Origin of the sequence: Saccharopolyspora montiporae (genome assembly GCF_015209505.1) — a bacterium.
Classification (GTDB): Bacteria; Actinomycetota; Actinomycetes; order Mycobacteriales; family Pseudonocardiaceae; genus Saccharopolyspora; species Saccharopolyspora montiporae.
The window spans coordinates 1-22,194 of the sequence record NZ_JADEYC010000019.1 but is presented as its reverse complement, the minus strand read 5'-3'; the positions used below and the strand labels follow the sequence as shown (position 1 = coordinate 22,194).

General features: G+C 71.5%; 23 protein-coding genes. 8 read left to right on the top strand and 15 right to left on the bottom strand.

Translation table 11 applies throughout. From position 1 onward, the window contains the following. Positions 1-6: 6 nt before the first annotated feature. On the bottom strand, positions 7-1,002 hold the full coding sequence (locus tag IQ251_RS12210; protein ID WP_193928657.1) for a sigma-70 family RNA polymerase sigma factor: 996 nt from the start codon (positions 1,000-1,002) through the stop codon (positions 7-9). A gap of 111 nt (positions 1,003-1,113) precedes the next feature. Continuing rightward, complete coding sequence (locus tag IQ251_RS12205) at positions 1,114-2,043, bottom strand: siderophore-interacting protein (protein ID WP_193928656.1); 930 nt, start codon at positions 2,041-2,043, stop codon at positions 1,114-1,116. Positions 2,044-2,098: 55 nt separating this feature from the next. Here IQ251_RS12205 and IQ251_RS12200 point away from each other — a divergent pair, with 55 nt between their 5' ends. Next, the gene (locus IQ251_RS12200; RefSeq protein ID WP_193928655.1) at positions 2,099-3,100 is read left to right on the top strand and encodes an ABC transporter substrate-binding protein; all 1,002 of its coding nucleotides are present in this window, start codon (positions 2,099-2,101) and stop codon (positions 3,098-3,100) included. A gap of 66 nt (positions 3,101-3,166) precedes the next feature. Here IQ251_RS12200 and IQ251_RS12195 read toward each other — a convergent pair whose 3' ends face one another. From IQ251_RS12195 to benA, 12 genes are all read right to left on the bottom strand, one after another. Then, positions 3,167-3,583: a hypothetical protein gene (locus tag IQ251_RS12195; protein ID WP_193928654.1), complete on the bottom strand. Its 417-nt coding sequence runs from the start codon at positions 3,581-3,583 to the stop codon at positions 3,167-3,169. A 64-nt stretch (positions 3,584-3,647) separates the two neighbouring features. After that, positions 3,648-4,433, bottom strand: coding sequence for an alpha/beta fold hydrolase (locus IQ251_RS12190; protein ID WP_193928653.1), 786 nt, complete (start codon positions 4,431-4,433; stop codon positions 3,648-3,650). 7 nt (positions 4,434-4,440) lie between these two features. Further along, positions 4,441-5,541, bottom strand: a complete 1,101-nt coding sequence (locus tag IQ251_RS12185) for an ABC transporter ATP-binding protein (RefSeq protein WP_193928652.1) — start codon at positions 5,539-5,541, stop codon at positions 4,441-4,443. Next, positions 5,538-6,524, bottom strand: a complete 987-nt coding sequence (locus IQ251_RS12180; protein WP_193928651.1) for an ABC transporter ATP-binding protein — start codon at positions 6,522-6,524, stop codon at positions 5,538-5,540. Before IQ251_RS12180 ends, IQ251_RS12185 begins: the two co-directional genes overlap by 4 nt. Beyond that, the gene (locus tag IQ251_RS12175; protein ID WP_193928650.1) at positions 6,521-7,453 is read right to left on the bottom strand and encodes an ABC transporter permease; all 933 of its coding nucleotides are present in this window, start codon (positions 7,451-7,453) and stop codon (positions 6,521-6,523) included. Before IQ251_RS12175 ends, IQ251_RS12180 begins: the two co-directional genes overlap by 4 nt. After that, complete coding sequence (locus tag IQ251_RS12170) at positions 7,450-8,394, bottom strand: ABC transporter permease (protein WP_370591353.1); 945 nt, start codon at positions 8,392-8,394, stop codon at positions 7,450-7,452. The genes IQ251_RS12175 and IQ251_RS12170 overlap by 4 nt, the downstream gene beginning before the upstream one ends. A 3-nt stretch (positions 8,395-8,397) precedes the next feature. Beyond that, complete coding sequence (locus tag IQ251_RS12165; protein ID WP_193928649.1) at positions 8,398-9,930, bottom strand: ABC transporter substrate-binding protein; 1,533 nt, start codon at positions 9,928-9,930, stop codon at positions 8,398-8,400. 235 nt (positions 9,931-10,165) lie between these two features. Next, entirely contained in the window at positions 10,166-12,865 is a 2,700-nt protein-coding gene (locus IQ251_RS12160; RefSeq protein WP_193928648.1) for an AAA family ATPase, read from the bottom strand. Positions 12,866-12,911: 46 nt separating this feature from the next. Next, positions 12,912-13,682, bottom strand: a complete 771-nt coding sequence (locus IQ251_RS12155; RefSeq protein WP_193928647.1) for a 1,6-dihydroxycyclohexa-2,4-diene-1-carboxylate dehydrogenase — start codon at positions 13,680-13,682, stop codon at positions 12,912-12,914. Then, a complete protein-coding gene (gene benC / locus IQ251_RS12150; protein ID WP_193928646.1) occupies positions 13,679-14,701 on the bottom strand; it encodes a benzoate 1,2-dioxygenase electron transfer component BenC in 1,023 nt (340 codons plus the stop codon). Before benC ends, IQ251_RS12155 begins: the two co-directional genes overlap by 4 nt. 16 nt (positions 14,702-14,717) lie before the next feature. Continuing rightward, positions 14,718-15,224 (bottom strand): benzoate 1,2-dioxygenase small subunit, encoded by a 507-nt coding sequence (benB, locus tag IQ251_RS12145; protein ID WP_193928645.1) that lies wholly within the window; start codon positions 15,222-15,224, stop codon positions 14,718-14,720. A 10-nt stretch (positions 15,225-15,234) separates the two neighbouring features. Continuing rightward, complete coding sequence (gene benA, locus IQ251_RS12140; RefSeq protein ID WP_193928644.1) at positions 15,235-16,599, bottom strand: benzoate 1,2-dioxygenase large subunit; 1,365 nt, start codon at positions 16,597-16,599, stop codon at positions 15,235-15,237. A gap of 356 nt (positions 16,600-16,955) precedes the next feature. Here benA and IQ251_RS12135 point away from each other — a divergent pair, with 356 nt between their 5' ends. From IQ251_RS12135 to catC, 4 genes are read left to right on the top strand one after another with little or no spacing between them, the layout of a single operon-like run. After that, on the top strand, positions 16,956-17,879 hold the full coding sequence (locus IQ251_RS12135; RefSeq protein ID WP_193928643.1) for a LysR family transcriptional regulator: 924 nt from the start codon (positions 16,956-16,958) through the stop codon (positions 17,877-17,879). Next, positions 17,860-18,963 carry a mandelate racemase/muconate lactonizing enzyme family protein gene (locus IQ251_RS12130; protein ID WP_193928642.1) on the top strand — a complete coding sequence of 368 codons (1,104 nt, stop codon included), beginning with the start codon at positions 17,860-17,862 and terminating at the stop codon, positions 18,961-18,963. The genes IQ251_RS12135 and IQ251_RS12130 overlap by 20 nt, the downstream gene beginning before the upstream one ends. A gap of 42 nt (positions 18,964-19,005) precedes the next feature. After that, positions 19,006-19,854 (top strand): catechol 1,2-dioxygenase, encoded by an 849-nt coding sequence (gene catA / locus IQ251_RS12125; RefSeq protein ID WP_193928641.1) that lies wholly within the window; start codon positions 19,006-19,008, stop codon positions 19,852-19,854. 52 nt (positions 19,855-19,906) lie between these two features. Further along, a complete protein-coding gene (gene catC, locus IQ251_RS12120; RefSeq protein ID WP_193928640.1) occupies positions 19,907-20,197 on the top strand; it encodes a muconolactone Delta-isomerase in 291 nt (96 codons plus the stop codon). 20 nt (positions 20,198-20,217) lie between these two features. Here catC and IQ251_RS12115 read toward each other — a convergent pair whose 3' ends face one another. Then, positions 20,218-20,433 carry a DUF2277 domain-containing protein gene (locus IQ251_RS12115; RefSeq protein ID WP_193928639.1) on the bottom strand — a complete coding sequence of 72 codons (216 nt, stop codon included), beginning with the start codon at positions 20,431-20,433 and terminating at the stop codon, positions 20,218-20,220. A gap of 274 nt (positions 20,434-20,707) precedes the next feature. Here IQ251_RS12115 and IQ251_RS12110 point away from each other — a divergent pair, with 274 nt between their 5' ends. The 3 genes from IQ251_RS12110 to IQ251_RS12100 form a co-directional block, all read left to right on the top strand. Next, on the top strand, positions 20,708-20,944 hold the full coding sequence (locus IQ251_RS12110) for a hypothetical protein (RefSeq protein WP_228046652.1): 237 nt from the start codon (positions 20,708-20,710) through the stop codon (positions 20,942-20,944). A gap of 100 nt (positions 20,945-21,044) precedes the next feature. Continuing rightward, positions 21,045-21,701, top strand: coding sequence for a response regulator (locus tag IQ251_RS12105; RefSeq protein WP_193928638.1), 657 nt, complete (start codon positions 21,045-21,047; stop codon positions 21,699-21,701). After that, positions 21,701-22,194: HAMP domain-containing protein (locus IQ251_RS12100; RefSeq protein WP_193928637.1), on the top strand; the 494-nt coding region annotated here is incomplete at its 3' end. The genes IQ251_RS12105 and IQ251_RS12100, both read left to right, overlap by 1 nt.

Below are 22,194 nucleotides of genomic sequence, written 5' to 3'. Positions count from 1 at the left end.
CCGGGTTCAGTGGGCGGGGGCGGCGGTCGGTTCCGCGGTGCTGGGCAGGCCGAACAGCGCGAACAGCGTGGTGTCGAAGAAGGCGGCGGTGTGCTGCACACCGCTGCCGGCCAGCGCCAGTACCTGCAGTTGGAACGGGCGGAACACGCCGTCGGCGCTGCGCCGGTACACCGCGAAGGCGATCTGGCCGTTGGCCCGGGTCGGGACCAGGTGCATCTCGCCGGGTCCGGCCGGGCACTGGCGGTCGATGAGCACGCCGATGGCGGCGGCGCCGCGCACCCACGTGCTGAACGGTGGCATCTCCCAGGTCGCGTCGTGGGTGAACAGGTGCACCAGTTCGCCGACGTCCTTGGCCTCGAACGCGGTGACGTAGCGGTCGAGCAGGTGCTGCTGCTCCTCGGTCAGCGCGGTGGGCGGGTCGTCCTCGGCCGGTGCGATCCGCGCGAGTTGGGCGCGGGCGCGCTGCAGGGCGCTGTTGACCGCGGTGACGGTGGTGCCGAGCAGGTCGGCGACTTCCGGGGCTTTGCACTTGAGCACGTCGCGCAGCAGCAGGACGGCTCGCTGCCGGGCGGGCAGGTGCTGCAGCGCGGCGGTGAACGCCAGTCGGGTGCGTTCCCGCCCGCCGGCGATGGTGGCGGGATCGGTGGGGTCGTCGGCGATGCGTGCGTCCGGGACCGGTTCCAGCCAGGCGATGTCGGGGCGTTCGCGCAGCCTGCCGTCCGGGGAGGAGGTGGCGGCGCCGAGCCCGGAGGGCAGCGGGCGGCGGCTGCGCCGGTCGAGCGCGGTCAGGCAGGTGCTGGTCGCGATCCGGTGTAGCCAGGTGCGCAGTGAGGAGCGACCCTCGAACCGGTCGTAGCCCCGCCAGGCGCGCAGGTAGGTCTCCTGCACGAGGTCTTCGGCCTCGTGCAGAGAGCCGGTCATCCGGTAGCAGTGCGCGAGCAGCTCCTTGCGGTACGGGTCCGCGAGCCTGATGAACTCCTCGGGTACGCGATCTTGCGCCATGTCCGCCGACCACCTCCGCAGGTCGTGCACATCCGGTCCGTCACACGTGCCGGCGTCGAGCGCACACCTGTCGATGCTAGGCGTGCTGCTGCGCCGGGTCACTGGTCGAGTTCAGCTGCGCCCGTGGCGCCAGTAGCCCATGAACGCCACCGATTCCCGGGGCAATCCCCGGTCGGTGACCAGGATGCGGCGCAACCGCTTGATCGTTCCGGCTTCGCCGGCCAGCCAGCCGTAGACCCGGCCGGTCGCGGTGCGTTCCGGGACTTCCCAGAGCGCACCGGTGTCCACGTCGACGTCGTCGAGCTGGGTGCCGGTGCTGCGGTGCGGTTGCAGCTCGGCGACGGCTTCCAGCAGGGCGGTTTCCAGCAGCGCGCCGTGCTCGGTGCCGTGGTTGTGCCGGAAGAACCACCGCACGTCCACGCCGGGTGGGCAGTTCCAGTCCTGGCGGTCGCGGGGTTCGGGGACTTCCAGGCAGGCGATGCCGCGGGCGGTGTCCGGGAGCGCTTCCAGGATGGCGGCCACGGCGGGCACCGCGGTTTCGTCGCCGGCCAGCACGAGTTGGTCCGCGGTTTCCGGTGGGGCCCATTCGCAGCCCCACATCCGTCCGCCGCCGGGGCGGTCGGGCCCGAGCAGTCCGATCCGGTCGCCGGGGACGGTGTTCGCGGCCCAGTGCGTGGCGGGTCCGCCGTGGCCGGAGTCGATGCCGTGCAGGACGAAGTCGATGTCCAGCTCCGCCGATTCGGGTCGGTGGGTGCGCACGGTGTAGGTGCGCAGCACGGGCCGGATGCGTTCGGGCAGGCCGAGCCACGAGGAGTACCAGTCCGGTCCGTCGGGGAAGTCGGAGATCGTGCGGCCGGGTTGGGGCAGCACGATTTTGATCCGCTGGTCGTCGCCGGCGGATCCGAACGAGCGCAGGCATTCCCCGGTGAACGTGATCCGCACGAAACTCGGCCCGAGCGGCCGCACGCGGCTGACGTCGACCGGGAACAGCCGGTACGCGGGCTTGGTCCGGTTGGCACCGGTTGTGATGGTTGCGGTCATCGTTACCTCCTGAAGTGCTAGGTTAGCCTAGCCTTATCAAACAGGGGAGGTTGGTGTGCATCACAGGATCCGGTCGGCATGGGTGGTGGCCGCGGCGGCGGTCGCGCTCACCGCGTGCACCTCGGGCGGCGGCGGTGGTGGGCAGCAGGAGTGGTCCTACACCGATGACCGCGGCGAGCAGATCAGCACCGAGGGGCGCCCGGAGAGCGTCGTCGCGCAGGTTTCGGCGGCGGGGGCGCTGCAGGATTTCGGCGTGCCGATCGCGGGCACGTTCGGTCCGCTGGTGCGCAGCGACGGCTCCACCGAGCCCGAGGCGGGCAGCATCGATCCGCAGCGGGTCACCGATGTGACCGGGCCGGGGTACGGGGAGGTCAACCTGGAGCGCATGGCCACGCTGGAGCCGGACGTGGTGGTCAGCGGGAAATACGCCGAGTTCCCCGGCCTGTGGCACCTCACCGAGGACCAGGAGGCGATGGTGCGCGAGTTCGCGCCCACCATCGGCGTGCAGCAGTCCGGTGTCGCGCTGCCCGAGGCGATCGAGTCGTACCGCGACCTGGCCCGCGCGCTGGGCGCCGACGCCGATGCGGAGCGGGTGCGCGCCGATGAGCGCGAATTCCGCGCGGCCGCCGAGCGGCTGCGCGGGATCGGGGAGCGGATGCGGGCCGCGGACCGCACGATCTTGGCCGTGGGCGGGACCGAGCAGGAGTACTTCGTCGTCGATCCGCACCGCAACCCGGACCTGGACTTCTACGTGCGCGAACTCGGGTTGCCGATCACCGTGCCGGATGCCCCGGACGAAGCGGGGGGCGGCTACTTCGAGCGGCTCTCCTGGGAGAACGCCGGTGCCTATCCCGCCGACGTCATGCTGTGGGACGCCCGGGCGGCGTCGCTGCCGCCCGAGCAGATGAAGCGCAAGCCGATCTTCGCGGCGCAGCCGGCCGCCGCGGCCGACCGCTTCGCGAAGTGGGAGGCCGTGGCGCCGATGAGCTACGCCAGCTATGCCGGCATCATGCACGGGCTGGCCGACGAGTTGCAGGCGCAGCTGGATCGGATGTGACCTCGGGATCGGCGCAGCGGGGTTGCGTGGCGAGGTTCCGCTCCGCGCGGCCTGCCCGAGCGCTGTCTAGCGCGGTGCGTTCTGCTCCGGGGCTTGCTGCGGCTGCCCCGGAGCCACGACCAGTTCGCAGGTCACGCGTTCCGGCGCGGTCTGCTCCACGACGGTCTCGCCGTCGACGAGGATGCGGCACGTGCGGGGCGATTCGTCGCCGGAGGCGGTCACCGCGGCCTTCTCGCCGTCCTGCAGCCGCACCCCGGCGCTGAACGGAAGCCGGACGTCGTCGGCTTCTTCGGTGACCGCACCGTGGCCCTGCCACAGCACCAGGCGCGCCTCGCCGGAATCGCCCTCGATCCGGTACTCCACCGCGCGGTCCGGGGTCGAGTCCTCTGGCGGGGGAGCGGTGCACGACCCGGCCGCGGCCACGACGGCGGCGACGAGCGCGGTCGCGGGTCCCGGGGCGGTTGCGGGGCGAGGTACGTGCACACCCGGCATTGTCGGACGGATCCGGCGGCTGTGCGCGCTCCCGACGTCCGGACTGCCTGACGGGTCAGGCCTGCGGGAGCAACCGGTTGAGCAGATCGGTGAGCTGCTCGGGTGCGTCCGCATGCACGAGGTGCCCGGAGCCCGCGATCTCGTGGTACCGGGACCGGGGCAGGGATTCCAGCAGGATGTCGGCGGCCTTGCGCGGGCACAGCCGGTCGTGCTCGGCGCCGATCACCTCGACCGGACCGGAGATCTCGCCCAGCCGGGGCGCCAGCGGGTGCTCGCGCAGACCGGCCATGGCCGCGGCGGCGTTGGCGTAGCCCTCGCCGGCTCCGATCGCGGCGGCGCGCTTGCGCCAGGCCGTGGCCGGATCAGCCCCGCCGTTGAGCATGGCCGCGGTGTCGGTGCGCAAGCTGTCCAACACCGCGTCCCGATCGCCGGCGCGGACCTGCCGGGCGCGCTCGGTGTAGAACTCGGCGGCCGAGCGGCCCACCACCGCCGAGGTCGCCACGGTCACCGCGGAGGGAACCAGGTCCGGGCGTTCGGCAGCGGCGGCCAGCACCAGCACTCCGCCCAGCGAGAAGCCCACGCAGGTGGCCGGGCCGCTGACCTGCTGCAGGAAGCCGAGCAGGTCGTCGCGCAACTGCATCCAGGTCCCGTCCGGTTCGCCGAGCCCGCTGGCGCCGTGCCCGCGCAGGTCCGGTGCGATGGTGCGCCGGTCAGTGAGGGCGTCCTGCTGGGTCCGCCAGCTCGTGCCGTCCTCGCCGAGACCGTGCACGAGCACGACGGGCGGGCCGGCACCGGCCTCGCGGTAGGCCGTCCGGATGCCGTTCACGGCTGCTGCGGGCACTCGTCGATCAACTCCCCGGGTCGTGGCGGGGCGATTCTGCGCCAGGCGGGCCGGTGGGGTCCAGTGCCGCGTCCGGGTCGGGCAGCGGGTTCCCGCCGAGCCCCGGTCCGCTGGTGTGCAGGTGGCAGCGCACCGTTCCGCCGCCGAGGACCGGGGTTTCGGCGGGGCGCTCGGTGCGGCAGACGTCCATCGCGAACGCGCACCGCGGGTGGAACGGGCAGCCGCCCGGCGGGGCGGCGGGATCCGGCGGATCACCGGCCGGGATGGTGCGGTGCCGGTCGCGGTGCGCGGGATCGGGCACGGGAACCGCCGAGAGCAGCGCCCTCGTGTACGGGTGCGCCGGGGCGGTGTAGACGCGTTCGGCCGGGCCCTGCTCGACGATGCCGCCCAGGTACATCACCGCGACCCGCTGCGCGAGCCTGCGCAGCACGGACAGGTCGTGCGAGATGAACAGGTAGGCGGTGCCGAGGTCGGTGCGCAGCCGCTCCAGCAGGTTGATGATCTGGTTCTGCGTGGACACGTCCAGCGCCGAGACGGCCTCGTCGCAGACCAGCACGTCCGGCCCGGTCGCCAAGGCACGGGCGATGGCCAGGCGCTGGCGCTGCCCGCCGGAGAACTCGTAGGGGTAGCGCTCCAGGTGCTGCGGTGCGAGCCCGACCAGCCGCAGCAGTTCGCGCACCCGCTCGTGGCGTTGCGCGCGGGTGAGCCGTTCGTGCACGTGCAGCGGTTCGCCCAGGCTCTCGGCGACCACCATGGACGGATCCAGTGAGGAGTAGGGGTCTTGGAAGACCATCTGCACGTGCCTGCGGGCGCGGCGCAGCCGGTCGCCGCGCAGCGCGGTGAAATCGGTACCGCGCAGGAGGATCGTCCCGCTGTCCGGTTCGACCAGCCGCAGCAGGGCGCGCCCGGTGGTGGACTTGCCGGAGCCGGATTCGCCGACCAGGCCCAGGACTTCGCCCGGTGCCAGGGCCAGGCTCACCTCGGAGACCGCGGTGAGCCTGCCGGTGCGGCGCAGCGCGCCGCGCGGGATCGGGAAGCTCACCGACAGGTTCTCGGCGCGCAGTACCGCGTCCTCGGTGTCGGTGGTGGTCGCACTGCCGTCGGTCATCGCGGCCCTCGCAGCGGGAGTTCGTCCAGGCGCACGCAGCGCGTCGACCGCGCCGGGTCGACGGTGCGCAGGGGCAGGGGGTCGTCGGCGCACACCGGTGCCGCGTAGGGGCAGCGGGTGCGGAAGCGGCAGCCGTCCGGTGCTCGGCCCGGTGCCGGTGCCCGGCCGGGGATGGTGGCCAATTCCGCGGCGGGGTCACCGGCCTGCGGCATCGCGGCGAGCAGGCCTTCGGCGTAGGGGTGCGGGGGACTGCGGAACAGCCGGTGCACCTCGTCGCCGCCGACGACCTGCCCGGCGTACATCACCGCCACCTGGTCGCAGATCTCGGCGACCACGCCCAGGTCGTGCGTGATGAACACCATCGCCATGTCCAGTTCGTCGCGCATCTCGCGCAGCAGGTCCAGCGTTTGCGCCTGGATGGTGACGTCGAGGGCGGTAGTGGGTTCGTCGGCGATGAGCAGGCGGGGGCCGCAGCACACGGCCATCGCGATCATCACCCGCTGGCGCATCCCGCCGGAGAACTCGTGCGGATAGCTGCGCGCGCGCCTGGCCGCGTCCGGGATGCCGACCCGGTCCAGCGCCGCGACCGCTCTCTGGTGCGCGCGCCTGCGGGACAGGCCCTGGTGCCTGCGCACGGTTTCGGCGATCTGGTCGCCGACGGTGAACGCCGGGTTGAGCGAGGTCATCGGCTCCTGGAAGATCATCGCCACGTCGTTGCCGCGCACCCGCGACATCGCGCGGGTGCTCAGCCCGAGCAGTTCCGTGCCGTCCAGCCGGATGCTGCCCGCGGTGATCCGGCAGCCGCGGGCGGGCAGCAGTCCCAGCACGGCCAGGCCGGTCACCGTCTTGCCGGAGCCGGATTCGCCCACCAGGCCCAGTGTGGTGCCCGCGGGCACGTCCAGGGACACCGAGTCGAGCACCACGACCCAGCCATCCTCGGTGGCGAACCGGACTTCCAGGTCCCGGATCTGCAGCACGCTCACTGTCCGCTCCTAATCTCCCGGCCCAACGAGTCGCGCAGACCGTCGCCGAGCACGTTCAGCGCCAGCACCGCTGCGGCGATGGCGATTCCGGGCAGCACCACGAGATGCGGTGCCAGGGACAGGAATCGGGCGCCTTCTTGCAGCATCGATCCCCAGCTGGCCTGCGGGGCGACCACGCCGAGGCCGAGGAAGCTCAGCGTGGCTTCGGCCAGCATCGCGAACGCCGCCACCAGCGACAGCTGCACCAGCAGCGGGGACAGCACGTTCGGCAGCACGTGCCTGCGGATGATGTGCCCGGAGGGGGTGCCGATGGACCGCGCCGCCTCGATGTAGGTCTCCTCGCGCACCGACAGCACGGCGCTGCGCACCAGCCGCAGCAGCCGCGGGGCGGTGACCAGGCCGACCGCGAACATCGCGTTGCCGAGTCCGGGCCCGCGCGCGGCCACGATCGCCACCGCCAGGATCAGTGGTGGGAAGCTCATGAACGCATCCGAGATCCGCACCACCCACCGGTCGAACCGCCCGCCGAGGTAGGCGCCGACCAGGCCCAGCGGCACGCCCAGCAGCACCGCGACCCCGGTGGCCTGCACGGCGGCCAGCAGCGAGATGCGCCCGGCCACGAGCAGCCTGCTGAGCACGTCGCGGCCGAACTGGTCGGTGCCCAGCAGGTGCCCGGACGCGCCCGGGCCGGCCAGCACGTCGCGCAGGTTCTGCTCGTCGGGGTCCAGTGGCGCCAGCAGCGGTGCGAGCACGGCGATCCCGGTCAGCGCCAGCAGGAACACCGCGGCGGCCAGTCCCGGTCGCTGGCGGCGGAACCGGCGCCAGAACCGCGCGCGCGGCGAGCTCGGCGCACCGGAAGCCGGCGGATCGTCGTCGGTGGTGCTGCCGCCGGTCCAGCGCCGGGCGGGGTCGTCGGCATCGGTGCTCATCGGGCACGCACCTTCGGGTTGAAGTAGCCGTAGGACAGGTCGACCGCGAGGTTGGCCAGCATGACCAGCACCGCGGTGACCACGACAACGCCCTGCACCATGGGCAGGTCGCGCTGCAACACCGCTTCGATCGCCAGCTGGCCCAGCCCGGGTATGCCGAAGATCTGCTCGACGACCACGGTTCCGCCCAGCAGCACCGATATCCGCATGCCCAGCACGGTGACCACGGGTGTGGCGGCGTTCTTGAGCGCGTGCTTGGTGACCACGCTGCCGCCGCGCAGTCCTTTCGCCCGCGCGGTGCGCAGGTAGTCCTGGTCGAAGACGTCGATGAGCGCACTGCGCAGCTGGCGGGTCAGTTCGGCCGCGGCCGCCAGGCCGAGAGTGGCCGCGGGCAGCAGCAGGTGCGCCAGCCAGGCCAGTGGGGCGTCGTCCAGCGGCACGTAGCCGGTGGCCGGCAGCAGGTCCAGGTGCAGCGCGAACACGGTGGCCAGCAGCAGGCCGAGCCAGAAGTTGGGCATGGCCACGCCGACGGCGGTGCCCAGGGTCGCGGTGCGGTCGATCCAGCCGCCGCGGTGCAGGGCCGCGGCGATGGCCGCCGGGACGCTGACCAGCAGTGCGAGCACGATCGCCATGGCGGTCAGCGACAGAGTGGCCGGGAAGCGTTCGGCGATGGCGCCGGACACGCTGCGGTTGCTGAACATCGAGGTACCCAGGTCGCCCTGCACGGCCGCCGAAGCCCAGCGCCAATACTGCTCCAGCAGCGGATCGTCCAGACCCATGCGCTGCCGCGTCGCGGCGATCTGCGCGTCGGTGGCATCCTCGCCGGCGATGGTGACCGCCGGATCGCCCGGTACGAGCAGCACCAGGCCGAACACGATCAGCGACACCAGCACCAGCAGCGGGACCATGGCGCCGATCCGGCGCAGGGCCAGTTCCAGCACGGTTCAGCCCTCCGATCCGCGCACGTCGATGCCGCGCAGTTCGGGTTTGTTGGACTGCCAACCGCGTAGCCCGGTCACCCGCGGGTGGTGCGCGAAGACGGTGTCGGCGAAGGTGACCGGGACGTCCAGCGCGTGCTCGGCGACCAGCCGGCCGATCCGGTGCAGCAGCGCGTCGCGCTGCCGCGGGTCGATGGTGCGCCGGGCCTGCTCGGTGAGCTGCTCGATCCGCGGGATGGTGTGCGAGCCCGGGTTGGCGAAGCCGTCCGCGCCGTATAGCAGGGACAACGTCTGCACCGGGTCGGCGCGGCCGCCCCACGGCGAGAACATCGCATCGGCCTGTTCGCGGCTGTAGAACAGGTCGGCGGTTTCGCCGGAGGACACTTCGCGGATGTGCATCCGCACGCCCACGTCGGCGAGCTGCTCCTGCACCGCGATCGCCAGTCCGGGATCGGTGGTGGGCACGATCGCCTCGAAGTCGAAACCGCCTGCCAGGCCCGCTTCGGCCAGCAGGGCGCGGGCTTTCCGCGGGTCGTGCGGGTAGGGGTCGCCGAGGTGGGGGTCGTGCGCGCGGTAGCCGGCAGGGAACGGTTGCGCGGCGGGTTCGCCGTGGCCGAACAGGACGCCGTCGATGGTGGCCGAGCGGTCGATCGCGTGGTTGAGCGCGCGGCGCACCCGTTGGTCGCCGAAGTGCGAGCGGGTGCGGTTGAGCTGCAGGTGGTAGAAGGCCAGCGTGGAGTCCCCGGTGGTGGGCAGGTCGTAGAGGCCGGCTTCGGCGACCTGGTTGCCGCCGACCAGCGCGGCGTCGGTCTGCCCGGAGCGCAGTGCGTTCATCCGCGTGGTGCTGTCGGGCTGGATGGCCACGACCATCGACGGCACCTGGGCGGCGGCGGGATCCCAGTAGCGGTCGAAGCGCTCCAGCACGACGCGGTCGTTCGGGCTGTAGGACACCACGCGGTAGGGGCCTGCGCCCACCGGTTGCAGGTCGAGGTCGGGATCGTCGAACGCGGCGGGGCTGATCATCATGCCCGCGCGGTCGGATAGCGTGCCGACCAGCGAGCTGTCCGGTTCGGTGAGCACCAGCACCACGGTGCGCGCGTCCGGGGCCTGCACCGCGCGCACGGATTCCAGTTCGGAGGCCACTGTGGACCCGTCGAGGGTGCGGGCCCGGTCCAGGTTGGACTTGACCGCGGCCGCGTCCAGCGGGGTCCCGTCGTGGAAGCGCAGATCCGGCCGGATCCGCAGTTCCAGCCGGGTGCCGCCGGCGGTGTAGCGCCAGGTTTCGGCTAGTCCGGGGATCGGTTCGGCCTGCGGGTCCAGGTGCACCAGCCGGTCGTAGACCGGGAACAGGGTCACGTTGTCGAAACTCGACGAGGCGCGGTGCGGGTCGTAGCGGCTCGGGCCCACGGGATAGGCGAACCGGAACGACGCGCCCCCGCCCGAACCGCCCACCTCGGTATTGATCCCGCCGCACGCCGCGACCAGCGCCAGTACGAGGGTGAGAACGGCTGCGCGGTGGAAGATGCGCGGTGGTGGCACGCGAAACCTCCGGTGTCCGGCGGGTTCTGGCGCTGCTGCGCGAGCGGATCGGTGCCGACGGTGGTGCGCGGGGCGCGTGCGATGCGCCCTTCCGGCCGGACCGGTGGTCGTGATCCGCCCATTCAAGGAGACCTGGATCACAGAATCAAATAGTCCTGGGCGATCGGACGTATAGGACGCGGTGATGCCCGCGGTCGGCCCAGCGCCGTTGCCCGGTTCGGTCGTGCGCCCGGGCTCAGATCCCGCTGTGGAACCGCGCGGCGAGTTCGCTGCGCGAGCGGATGCCGAGCTTGGCGTAGATGCGGGTCAGGTGGAACTGCACCGTCTTGACCGAGACGAACAGCTCCTGGGCCGCCTGCTTGTTGGTCACGCCCGCCGCGACCAGGCGCACCACCGCGTGTTCCTGCGGGGTGAGCTCGGTCAGGTCGACCGCGTCGCGACGCGCGTAGACCCCGCCGGCCTTGAGCTCGCGGTCGCAGCGCACCACGTAGGCGTCCGCGCCCAGTGCCGCGTACGCCTCGCGGGCCCGCTGCATCACCACGTCGGCCTCCTTGCGCTTGCCCGCGCGGCGCAGCGTCTGGCCGTAGGCGAAGTGCACCCGGGCCCGTTCGTAGGGCAGCGGCAGCGCCGCCAGCAGCTGGACCGAGCGCTCGAAGACGTCCTTGGCCGCGTCGATGTCCCCGCCCGCGGCCAGCACCCGTCCGCGCGCGTAGCCCAGGCGCGCCTGCGAGGACCGGTGCTCGCGCTGCCGGGCGAGCTGCTCGAAGGGCGCCAGGAACTCGTCGGCCTCCTGCGGGCGGTTGTCCATGACCAGCGCATTGGCGTAGATGTCGTGCCACGGCCAGAAACCCGGCTCGTCGATGCCGTTGCGCGGGTGCAGCTGCACCAGCGGGTCCAGCGCCCGCAGCACCCCCTCGTAGTCCGAACGGGCCTCGGCGAAGTGCGCTTTGGCCATGCACGAGGGGGCCAGCATCGTCTCGTAGTTGTGCCCGGACGCCGAGGTGGTGTGCGCCAGGTGCGCCTCGGCGCTGTCGAAATCCCCGCGCAGCGCGTAGATCTGGGCTCCGGTCCAGTGCACCAGCGGGCGGCACAGGTCCAATCCGCTCTCCTGCAGCAGCACCGCGGCGCGGTCGACGGTCTGCAGCGCCTCGTCCCAGTCGCCGAGCGCGAACAGGGTGCGGGCCAGCCAGCCGTGCGCCCACAGCGAGATGCGCGTGGACCCCATCCGGTACTCGCCGGGCATGGCGCTTTCCAGCTCGCGGCGCGCGGTCTGCGGGCGGTCCAGAGCCAGGTCCAGCCAGCCCTTGCCCATCTGCACCCGCTGCGATTGGGCGCCGCGGCTGACCCGCTCGACCACCTGGCGGTAGGTGCGTTCGGCCTGGCGCGGTTCTCCGGTGGCGGCCAGCCCCAGTCCCATGATGGCTTCGGATTCCACGGCCGAGGGCTCGTCCGGATCGGCCAGCGACATGGCCTGCCGCCCCCAGCTGACCAGGTCCGGCCCGTGCCAGCGGCTCAGCGAGTGCAGGACCCTGCGCTGGCAGATCAGCGCCGCGGTCTCCGGCTCGCGCTGCGGATCGCACTGCTGCCACGCTCGGGTCAGCAGCAGTTCGGCCTCGGCGGCGCGGCCGCGCTGGATGGCCAGGTAGCCCAGCACCGCGTCGCGCAGCGCCGACGGCGGCATGCCTTCCAGCTGCGGGGCGAACGCGCCGGCCGAGATGAGGTCTCCGGCACCGACCATCGCGTCCACCGCGCGCAGCAGGCGCTGCTCGCGGTCCTCGCGGGTGGGGCTGAGCCTGCTGGCGTTGAGCAGGGCATTGCCGGCCACCGACCAGGCGCCCTGCCCGGACTGGCGCACGGCGAACGCGTCCAGTTCGGCGGCCAGCTCCGCGTCCGGGTGCGGGGTGATGGCCACCAGGTGCGACAGCCGCGCGTCCTCGTCCTCGGCGCGGTCGGCCGCGCGCCGGTGCAGGTCGCTGCGCTGCAGCGGCGGCAGGGAGGCGTACACGGCGGCGTGCACCAGTGGGCTGGCGAAGGTCAGCTGCAGCAGGCCGTGCCCGGCCACTGTGCTGACCAGGCCGTGGCTGCAGGCTTCGTCGAGGGCCTGCACCGCGTCGTCGATCCCGGCGAGTTCGGCGGCCTCGGCCACCGCGGCCGTGCTGCCCAGTACCGCAGCGGACTCCACGAAGCGGCGGGCGGCGTAGCCGCAGGAGTCGAGTCGCCGGGCGGTCTCGGCGGCCAGGCCGCGCGGGGCGGGCAGGACCGGTTGCCAATCCAGCCAGGCCCGGGCGGGCAGTTCGTCGAGCAGATCGCGCACGTACTCCGGGTTGCCGCCGGTGTGCGCGGTCAGCCGCTGCACCGTGGGTGCGGGCAGGTCGCGCCCGGAGTGCAGCATCGCCAGGGTGCGCACTTCGCCCGGGCCGAGCGGTCCGATGCGCAGCACGTGCTCGCGCCGCAGCTCGCGGGGCATGAGGTCGTCGCGCACCACCAGCACCACCAGCAACTCGTGGGTGGTGGTGCGGCGGTAGGCCGACAGCAGGGCCTGCAGCGAGGCGATGTCGGCGTGGTGGGCGTCGTCGACGACCACGGCCTCGGGTTCGGTCTCGGCCCAGCAGGTCAGCAGCTGCTCGGCGGCCTGCACCGGGGCGGTGTCCGGGGGCAGCGCGGTGGCCGGGCCTGCGGCGGGTGCGGCCTGCAGCAGCTGGTCGACGACGCCGAAGCGCACGGTCTGCTCCCAGAGCATCCCGATCCCGCGCTGCGGGGTGAGCTGGTGGCGCTCCAGGAAGTGCTCGACCAGTGCGGTCTTGCCGATGCCGGCCGGGCCTTCCACGAACACGAGCTCGGGGCTGCCGCCGCGGGCCGAGGCCAGCAGGCGCTCCAGTTCGGCCAGCTCGCGTTGCCGGCCCACCGGAGCGTGGCCACGTCGCCTGCTGGTCATCGGTTCACTCTAACGGGGACCGCGGGTGCGCGGCCCCCGTGCCGGGTCAGCCCAGATCACCGCCGGCCACGGGCAGAACCGTGCCCGTCACGTAGGAGGCCTCGGCGGAGGCCAGGAAGGCGATCGCCCCTGCCTGCTCGGCCAGGGTGCCGTACCGCTTCATCAGCGAGGAGTCCGTGGTCTGGTCCACGACCTGCTGGAACCAGCCGCGCTCGCGGTCGCCGTCCGGACCGGGGCCGCGCGGGATCCGCCGCGGCGGGGCCTCGGTGCCGCCGGTGGCGGTGGCCACCACCCGGATGCCGCGTTCGGCGACCTCCATGGCCAGCGAGGTGGTCAGCGCGTTCACCCCGCCCTTGGCGGCCCCGTACGGCACGCGGTTGACACCGCGGGTGGCCACCGAGGAGACGTTGACGATGGTGCCGCTGCCCCGGTCGAGCATGTGCGGCAGCACGGCCCGGCAGCACCACAACGTCGGGAACAGCGAGCGCTGCACCTCGGCGCGGACCTCGTCCTCGGCGTAGTGCTCGTAGGGCTTGGCCCAGATGGTGCCGCCGACGTTGTTGATGAGCACATCGATGCGTCCGACCAGCTGCACGGCGCGTTCGGCGGCCGCGGTCGCCCCGGAGAACTCCTCCAGGTCGGCAACGACCCCGTGCGCACCGAGCTCGGCGGCGACCTCGTGCACCGCCTCGGACCGGTCCACCAGGACCACCTCGGCCGATTCGGCGCGCAGCCGCTCGGCCACCGCCCGGCCGATGCCCTGCACGCCGCCGGTGATCATCGCGGTCGTTCCCGCGAAGCGCTGCGGTGCGATCATGATGCGGCCTCCGCAGCGACCTGGAACTTCTCGTAGTGGAAGTTCGCCGGTTGGGTGCCGGTGGTGCGGAAGTGCTCGCGCACCGCGTCGACCATCGCAGGCGGACCGCACAGGTACACGTCCACATCGCCGCCGTTGAGCCGGTCCCCGTCGAGCAGGCTGGTGACGTAGCCCTTGTTGGGCGCGGTACTGGACTCGTCGGCGACGCAGTAGTCCCAGGTCAGTCCCGGGACTGTCGCGGCGAACTGCTCGATGGCGGCCAGTTCCACCAGGTCCTGGTCGGTGGTGACGCCGTAGAGCAGGTGCAGCGGTTGCCCGCCGGTACCGCCGTCGGCGAGGCGCTGGAGCATGGACAGGATCGGTGCGAGTCCGGTGCCGCCGGCCAACATCACCACCGGGCGGGTGAGGTCGCGCAGGTAGAAGCTGCCGAGCGGTCCGGTGAGTTCAAGGCGGTCGCCCGGCTGGGCCGACTCGCGCAGGTACTCTGACATCGCCCCGCCCTCGGTGATGCGCACCAGGAACGACACGGTCTTGTCCGCCGGGCCGCTGCTGAACGAGTACGAGCGGGCCAGATCGGTCCCGGGCACGCCGATGTTGACGTACTGACCGGGTAGGAACGCCAGTTCGTCGCGGTCGTCGAGTTCCACGGAGAAGCCCACCGTGCTTGGCGAGTACCGGGTCACCTCGCTGATCGCGCCGCTGTGCGCGGCCGGGCCGGTCTTGGCGGCCTCGGAGGTGCCGGTGATCTGCAGGACGAGGTCGCTGTGCGGCATCATCTGGCACGGCAGCACGTAGCCCTGCTCGGCCTCGTCGTCGTCGAGCGCGTCCTCGATGTAGTCGCCGCCGTCGTAGGTTCCCGAGGCGCACCACGCTTTGCAGGTCCCGCAGGCGCCGTCCCGGCAGTCCAGCGGGATGTTGATCCGCGAGCGGTAGGACGCCTCGGCCACCGTCTCGTCGGGGCTGCAGTCCACGAAGCGGGTGACCCCGTCCTCGAAGCTCAGCGCAACTGTGTAGCTCATCGCCGTTTCCGCCCCCTCAGACGTGGTAGATGTCCACGACGTGGTGGATGTAGTCGTTCTTGAGCACGACCTTCTTGTTCCGGATCAGCGGCTCGTCACCACCGAAATCCACGGTGTAGAAGGAGGTTCCGAAGTAGGTGTCCACCGTGTTGTAGCGGAAGTACAGCGTGAACCAGTTGAAGCGCAGATCCACGAGCGCACCGCGCTGGTCGAGCAGCTCCACGTTGGTGATGTTGTGCCCGGTGCGCGGCTCGGGCATGCTCGTGGCCGCCGAGCGGTCGGTGCGGATGCGGAAGACCCGGTCCTCCAGGCCGCCGCGGTTGGCGTAGTAGATCAGCGAGATCTCGTTCTGCGGATCCTCGGTGAGCTCGTCGTTGTCGTCCCAGGCCGGCATCCAGAACACGGCGTCGGGGTGGTAGCACTCCACCCACTTCTCGAACTCGCGGTCGTCCAGGTAGCGGGCCTCGCGGTAGAGGAACTCGCGGACGGTCTCCAGGCTGATCGTGCCGGTGGCGGTCGTCATCGCGGCAGCCTCACTTTCCCCGCCGCTCGGCGGATTCCGCGTCGATGGCGTTGTGCATGGTGTCCAGCCAGAAGCCGTGCTGGATCGGGTAGAGGCCCTCGTCCTCGGTGCGCTGCCCGCTGGCGATCGGTTCGATGCCGAGCTTGTTGGCCTCCTCGTCGGGACCCTGGATTTGGTGCACGGCGCCGCGGCTGAGGTCGTTCCACGGCGATTCCGTGGCCAGGTAGGTCTTCTGGCAGGCGCGGAACTCCTCCAGGTCGTCCGGGGTGGCCATGCCGGTGGCGTTGAAGAAGTCCTCGTACTGCCGGATGCGGTTGGTGCGCGCCTCGGCGCTCTCGCCCTTCGGCGCGATGCAGTAGATGGTGACCTCGGTCTTGTCCACCGAAATGGGCCGCAGGTGGCGGATCTGCGAGCTGAACTGGTCCATCAGGTAGACGTTGGGGTACAGGCACAGGTTCCGGGAGAAGCCGATCATCCAGTCGGCCCACGCCTGCCCGAACTGCTCGACCAGTTCGTCCCGGCGTTCGTTGAGCGAGCGGTTGCTCGGGTCGGCCCATTCTGTCCACAGCAGCAGATGGCCGTTCTCGAAGGAGTAGAACCCGCCGCGCTGCTTGGACCAGGTCCCGGCGTCCATGTTCTTGGTGTCGTTGGCCGATTCGCCCGAGGTGCGCCGGGCGGTGGTGGCCGCGTAGTTCCAGTGCGTGGCCGAGACGTGGTAGCCGTCCGCGCCGTTCTCGGCCTGCAGCTTCCAGTTCCCGTCGAAGACGTAGGTCGACGAGCCGCGCAGCACTTCGAGCCCGTCGGGCGACTGGTCCACGATCATGTCGATGATCTTGGTCGTCTCGCCCAGGTGTTCGGTCAGCGACGTGACGTCGGGATTGAGGCTGCCGAACAGGAATCCGCGGTAGCTCTCGAAGCGGGCGACCTTGGTGAGGTCGTGCGAGCCCTCGGTGTTGAACTGCTCGGGATAGCCGGCCCCGCGCGGATCCTTGACCTTGAGCAGCTTGCCGTCGTTGCGGTACGTCCAGCCGTGGAACGGGCAGGTCAGCGTGGTGCGGTTGTCCCGCTTGCGGCGGCACAGCATCGCCCCGCGGTGGCTGCAGGCGTTGATCAGCGCGTTGAGCTGCCCGTTCTTGTCCCGGGTGATCACGATCGGTTGGCGGCCGATGTGCGTGGTGAAGTAGTCGCCGACCTCGGGGATCTGGCTCTCGTGCGCGAGGTAGATCCAGTTGCCCTCGAAGATGTGCTTCATTTCGAGCTCGAAGAGCTCTTCATCGGTGAAGATGCTGCGCTTGGCGCGGTACACGCCGCGTTCGGGATCTTCCACGACCGCATCGGTGAGCGTGCTGCGGATGTTGTCCAGCGTGTCGGACATCGGTGCCTCCTCGACGTTCTCGCAGACACCCGCATCCGGGCCGCTGGCCCGGCGGCGGCTGTCGGCACTGCCGGACCACCGCGCCGGCCAGGCGGATTCGCCCGGTTCGGACGGCGGTGTCCGTGCTCGGAACGACGCTGACACGCAGGTGTTCTGGGTCACGCCCGGTAAATGCCCAGTATCGACCTAGACCCCCTATTCATAGGCACTGAATACGAATCGATCGCGAATGAGTATTTGTATCTGCTCAATTTCGGATCTACGCTGCCGGGACCGACGACATCGCGGTCGCCGTCCGCACACCGGATCTGCCCTCGTGACACGCACGGCCGCGCAGCGGGGAGGGAGGCAACGCGGTGGAACTGCGGCACCTGCGCTATTTCGCGGCCGTCGCCGAGACCCGGCACTTCGGCCGGGCGGCCAAGCGCCTGAACATGGCACAACCGCCGCTGTCCCAGGCGATCCGCCAGCTCGAAGCCGATGTGCAGGCCGAACTGCTGGCGCGCACGACCCGCCACGTGGCGCTCACTCCGGCCGGGCAGGTCTTCTACGAGGACGCGACCCGGATCCTGAAAGCGGTGGATGACGCGGCGCGCCGGGTGAAACTGCTGGCCGACGGCCGCAACGGCGTGCTGCGCCTCGGGCTCACCGGGCTGGCCTCCTACCGGTCGCTGCCCCGGCTGGCCGGGATCGTGCAGCGCGAGCTGCCGGGCATCGCCTTGGAGATCCACACCGACATGCTCACCTCGGCGCAGGAAACCGCGCTGGCGCAGGAGGGGCTGGACGCCGGGCTGCTGCGCCCACCGGTGCGCGATCCCGGCATCGAGCACCGGGTCGTGGCGCGCGAGCCGCTGGTGCTCGTCGTCAACGACGGTCACCCGTTGGCCGAGTGCGCGGAGGTCGACCTCGCCCGGCTGCGCACCGAACCGTTCGTGATGTATGCGGCCGAGCTGCGCTCGGTGGTCAACGACGCGATCGTGCGCAGCTGCGCAGCGGCGGGATTCCATCCGCACTGCGCGCACGAGGTCGGCGAGGCCTCGACGCAGGTCGCGCTGGTGGCAGCCGGGCTGGGCGTGGCGCTGGCCCCCTGCTCGGTGCGCGCCCTGCCGCTGGAGGGCGTGCGGTTCGTCGGGGTGCGCGGCGCGGAGAGCGTGGACCTGGCGCTGGCCTGGCGCGCGGACAGCACCTCGGCGGTGCTGCACAACCTGCTGGCGACCCTGCAGGACAACGACGTGTTCGTCGACGACATTGAGGACATCGGTGAAGATCACGCGAGTTGAGGCGATCCCGTTCGCCATCCCGTACCGCAAGCCGCTGCGCTTCGCCAGCGGCGAGGTGCACGCTGCCGAGCACGTCTTGGTGCGCGTACACACCGACGACGGTCTCGTCGGTGTCGCCGAGGCCCCGCCGCGGCCCTACACCTACGGCGAGACCCAGCAGTCCATCATCGCCGTCATCGGCGGCCTCTTCGAACCGCAGCTGGTCGGGCTCAGCCCGCTGGAGCGCGAGACCGCGCACGCCCGGATGCACGCCACGGTCGGCAATCCCACCGCCAAGGCCGCCATCGACATGGCGCTGTGGGACGTCATCGGCAAGGCGCTCGACCAGCCGGTGACCGCGCTGCTCGGCGGCTACGGCGACCGGATGCGGGTCTCGCACATGGTCGGTTTCGACGACTCGGCCAAGATGGTCGCCGATGCCCAGCGGGTGCGCGAGGAGCACGGCATCACAACGTTCAAGGTGAAGGTGGGTCGCCTGCCGTACACGCTCGACGTCGAAGCCTGCCGAGCCCTGCGCGCCGGTCTCGGCGACGACGTGGAGCTCTACGTGGACGGCAACCGCGGTTGGAGCGCGGCGGACTCGGCGCGCGCGCTGGACGAACTGGCCGATCTGGGGCTGACCCTGGCCGAGGAGCTGTGCCCGGCCGACGATGTGCTCGGCAGGCGGTGGCTGGTGCAGCGCAGCCCGATCCCGTTCGTGGCCGACGAAAGCGCTACCACGCCCGGGGAGGTGACCCGGGAACTGCTCGGGGGTTCGGCGACCGCGATCAGCATCAAGACCGCCCGCACCGGGTTCAGCGCCTCGCAGCGCGTGCTGTTCCAGTGCGAAGGCCTGGGTGCCGATGTCGTCATCGGCAACCAGATCGACGGCCAACTCGGCACCGCGTGCAGCGTGGCCTTCGGCGCGGCCTACCGCCGCACCTCCAACAGGGCGGGCGAGCTGTCGAACTTCTTGGACATGTCCGATGATCTGCTCACCGAGCCGGTCCGCATCACCGGCGGCGAGGTCTTCGTCCGGCCCGGATCCGGGCTCGGCGTCGAGATCGACCCGGACAAGCTCGCGCACTACCGCCAGGACACCTGATTGCCGACCCGGAACCGACCGCACCGAGAGGAAACCACCACGATGACCCAGCTTTCCGAGTACGACGCCACCGCCGCGGCCTCCGGCGCGGCCGCCACCAAGCGGTTCCAGGACAAGGGTGGCGCCGCCTCCACCAGCACCGAGCGGGTGGACATGCTGGCCACCGAAGTCGTCGAGGCCGTGCACGACGTCATCCGCAGGCACAAGGTGACCTACGAGGAGTACGACGCGCTCAAGGCGTGGCTGATCCAGGTCGGCGCGGACGGCGAGTGGCCGCTGTTCCTGGATGTGTGGATCGAGCACGTGGTCGAGGAGGTCGCCAACGAGAACCGCGAGGGCAGCAAGGGTTCGATCGAGGGCCCCTACTACGTGCCGGGCGCCCCGGAGCTGCCCGCGGACGCAACCCTGCCGATGCGCGACGACGAGCAGGGCACGCCGCTGCTGTTCCAGGGCCAGGTCACCGATGTCTCCGGCGCGGAGCTGCCCGGCGCCACCATCGAGATCTGGCACGCCGACGACCACGGCTTCTACTCGCAGTACGCGCCCGGCTTGCCGGAGTGGAACCTGCGCGGCGCCGTGACCGCCGACGAGCACGGCCGCTTCCGGATCACCACGATCCAGCCCGCGCCCTACGAGATCCCCAAGGACGGGGCCTGCGGCAAGCTCATCTCCGCCGCGGGCTGGCACGCCTGGCGCCCGGCCCACCTGCACGTGAAGGTCTCCGCGCCCGGCCACCAGCTCATCACCGCGCAGCTGTACTTCCGCGGCGGCGACTACGTGGACAACGACATCGCCCAGGCGGTCAAGCCGGAGCTGATCCTGGACCCGGTCGCCTCCGCCGACGGCGGCGGCAACGTGGCCACGCACGACTTCGTCCTGGACCCGAGCTGACCGCAGCCGGGCGCGCGCCCGGCCGAGACGAACCCGAAACGGAGGAATCGCCGTGCTGTTCGCGGTGAACATGGACGTGCGCATCCCGGCCGACCTGGATCCGCAGGTGAAGGCGGACACCATCGCCCGGGAGAAGGCGTACTCGCAGCAGTTGCAGAAATCCGGCGAGTGGCGGCACATCTGGCGCTGCGCGGGCCAGTACAGCAACCTCAGCATCTTCGACGTCGCCGACAACGAGCGACTGCACGAGATCCTGTGGAACCTCCCGCTGTTCCCGTACATGGACGTCCAGGTGACGCCGCTGGCCCAGCACCCGTCGGACATCGCGCTGTCGACGGACTGACCGGCAGGTGCGCGGGCGCGTCACCCGCTCCGGCCGCGTACCTGCAGCGACGCCAGCAGCTCGGCGGTGGCGTGCGCGACGTCGTCGACCGCGTGGTCGAAGGCGTGCCGGTTGTGCGCGGCCGGGGTGTGGAACCCGGAGACCTTGCGCACGTACTGCAGCGCGGCGGCGCGCATGTCGTCCTCGGACACCTGCTCGGCGTAGGGCGGGCGCAGCGTTCGGATGTTGCGGCACATACCGCCAGTGTCCATCGCCCCGCGCCCGCGGGCCTTCGCACGTGCGGGTGGCCGTGCGCGGCGCACCCGGACCGAGCGCGCGCCGGCGGCGCGGTCGGCGGCACCATGCGGGGCCATGAGCGAGGACGACGACACCGACGAGACCACCGGCGCCGAGTTGCTGGCGGCGGAACTGGCAGGGGAGAGCGATCCCGCGCAGCTCGGCGACCTCGGCTGATCCCGGCCGCGGGGCACCCGCTCGCCCCTCTCTTGTGTCCTGCGCTACAACGGAGGCATGCAGGAATCCGCAACCACCGCCCTGCGCCCGGGCGATGTCCAGGTCGGCGCCAACGGTGAGCGCTTCGGCCGGTCGACGGGTGGGCGACTCGTCCAGTTGCGCCGCCGGGTGTCCGAGCCCGGGTTCGTGGTCACCGTGGACGCGCAGCCGCGCGCCGAGGTGCCCGCCGAGGTGATCACGACGGGCTGGACGACGGCCAACACCGCCTTCGAACGGCTGATGCGCGAGTACTGAACCCGCACCGCCCGGCGTGCCCGGGCGGTGCTGCCTATGCTGGTCGGTGCTGACGCCAGGAGCCGAGCGCACCACGATGCGCAGCACGGAGAGGCGTGCGATGACGACCAGCGTGTTCGTGGTCGACGACCATGACATCATCCGCCGCGGCGTCGCCGCTCTGGTCGGCGCCGAACCCGACATGCAGCTCGTCGGCGAAGCGGCCTCGACCGCCGAGGCGCTCGTGCGGGTGCCCAGCACCGATCCGCAGGTGGCGGTGCTGGACGTGCGCCTGCCGGACGGCAGCGGGGTGGAGCTGTGCCGCGAGCTGCAGTCCCGGATGCCCGGCCTGCGCTGCCTGATGCTGACCTCGTTCGACGACCAGGACGCGCTGCTGGACGCGATCATGGCCGGTGCCGCCGGATTCGTGCTCAAGGGCGTGGTCAGCGAGGAGCTCGTCGGTGCGATCCGCAAGGTCGGCGCCGGCGAGGCGCTGCTCGACCCGCGGCGCACCGAGGCGATGCTGGAGATGCTGCGCAAGGAGCAGCAGAAGGCCGATCCGCTGCGCGAGCTGACCGCGCGCGAACGCGAGGTGCTCGACCTCATCGGCGACGGGCTGACCAACCGGGAGATCTCCGGGCGCATGCACCTCGCGGAGAAGACGGTGAAGAACTACGTCTCGCAGATGCTGGCCAAGTTGTCCATGCGGCACCGCAGCGAAGCGGCGGTGCTGGCCACCAAGCTCCGGTTGGAGCGCGACTCCCGCAACAAGCGCTGATGCCGGGCTCGGGCGCTGAACCACCCCGGGACGAGGTCCTGTCCGAACCGCTGCGCGACATCTCCCGCGTGGTGGCCGCGCTGGCCGCCGGTGACTTCCGGCGGCAGGTCACCACCCGCGTGGACGGTGAGCTGGGCGCGCTCAAGGACGACGTGAACGCGCTGGGGGCGCGGTTGGCCGCGCTCACCGGCGAGGTGCACCGGCTCAGCGGTGAGGTGACGGTGGAGGGCCGGCTGGGCGGGCGAGTCGACCTGGTCGACGCCGAAGGGGGGTGGCGCACTCTCGTGGACTCGGTCGACGGCATGGTCGCCGGGCTGGCCGACCAGGTGCGCGACCTGTCCCGGGTGGCGCAGGCGGTGGCGCGCGGCGATCTCTCGCAGAAGATCGACGTGAGCGCGCGCGGGGAGATCCTGGAGCTCAAGAGCACGATCAACACGATGGTCGACCAGCTGTCCGGGTTCGCCGCGGAGGTCACCCGGGTGGCTCGGGAGGT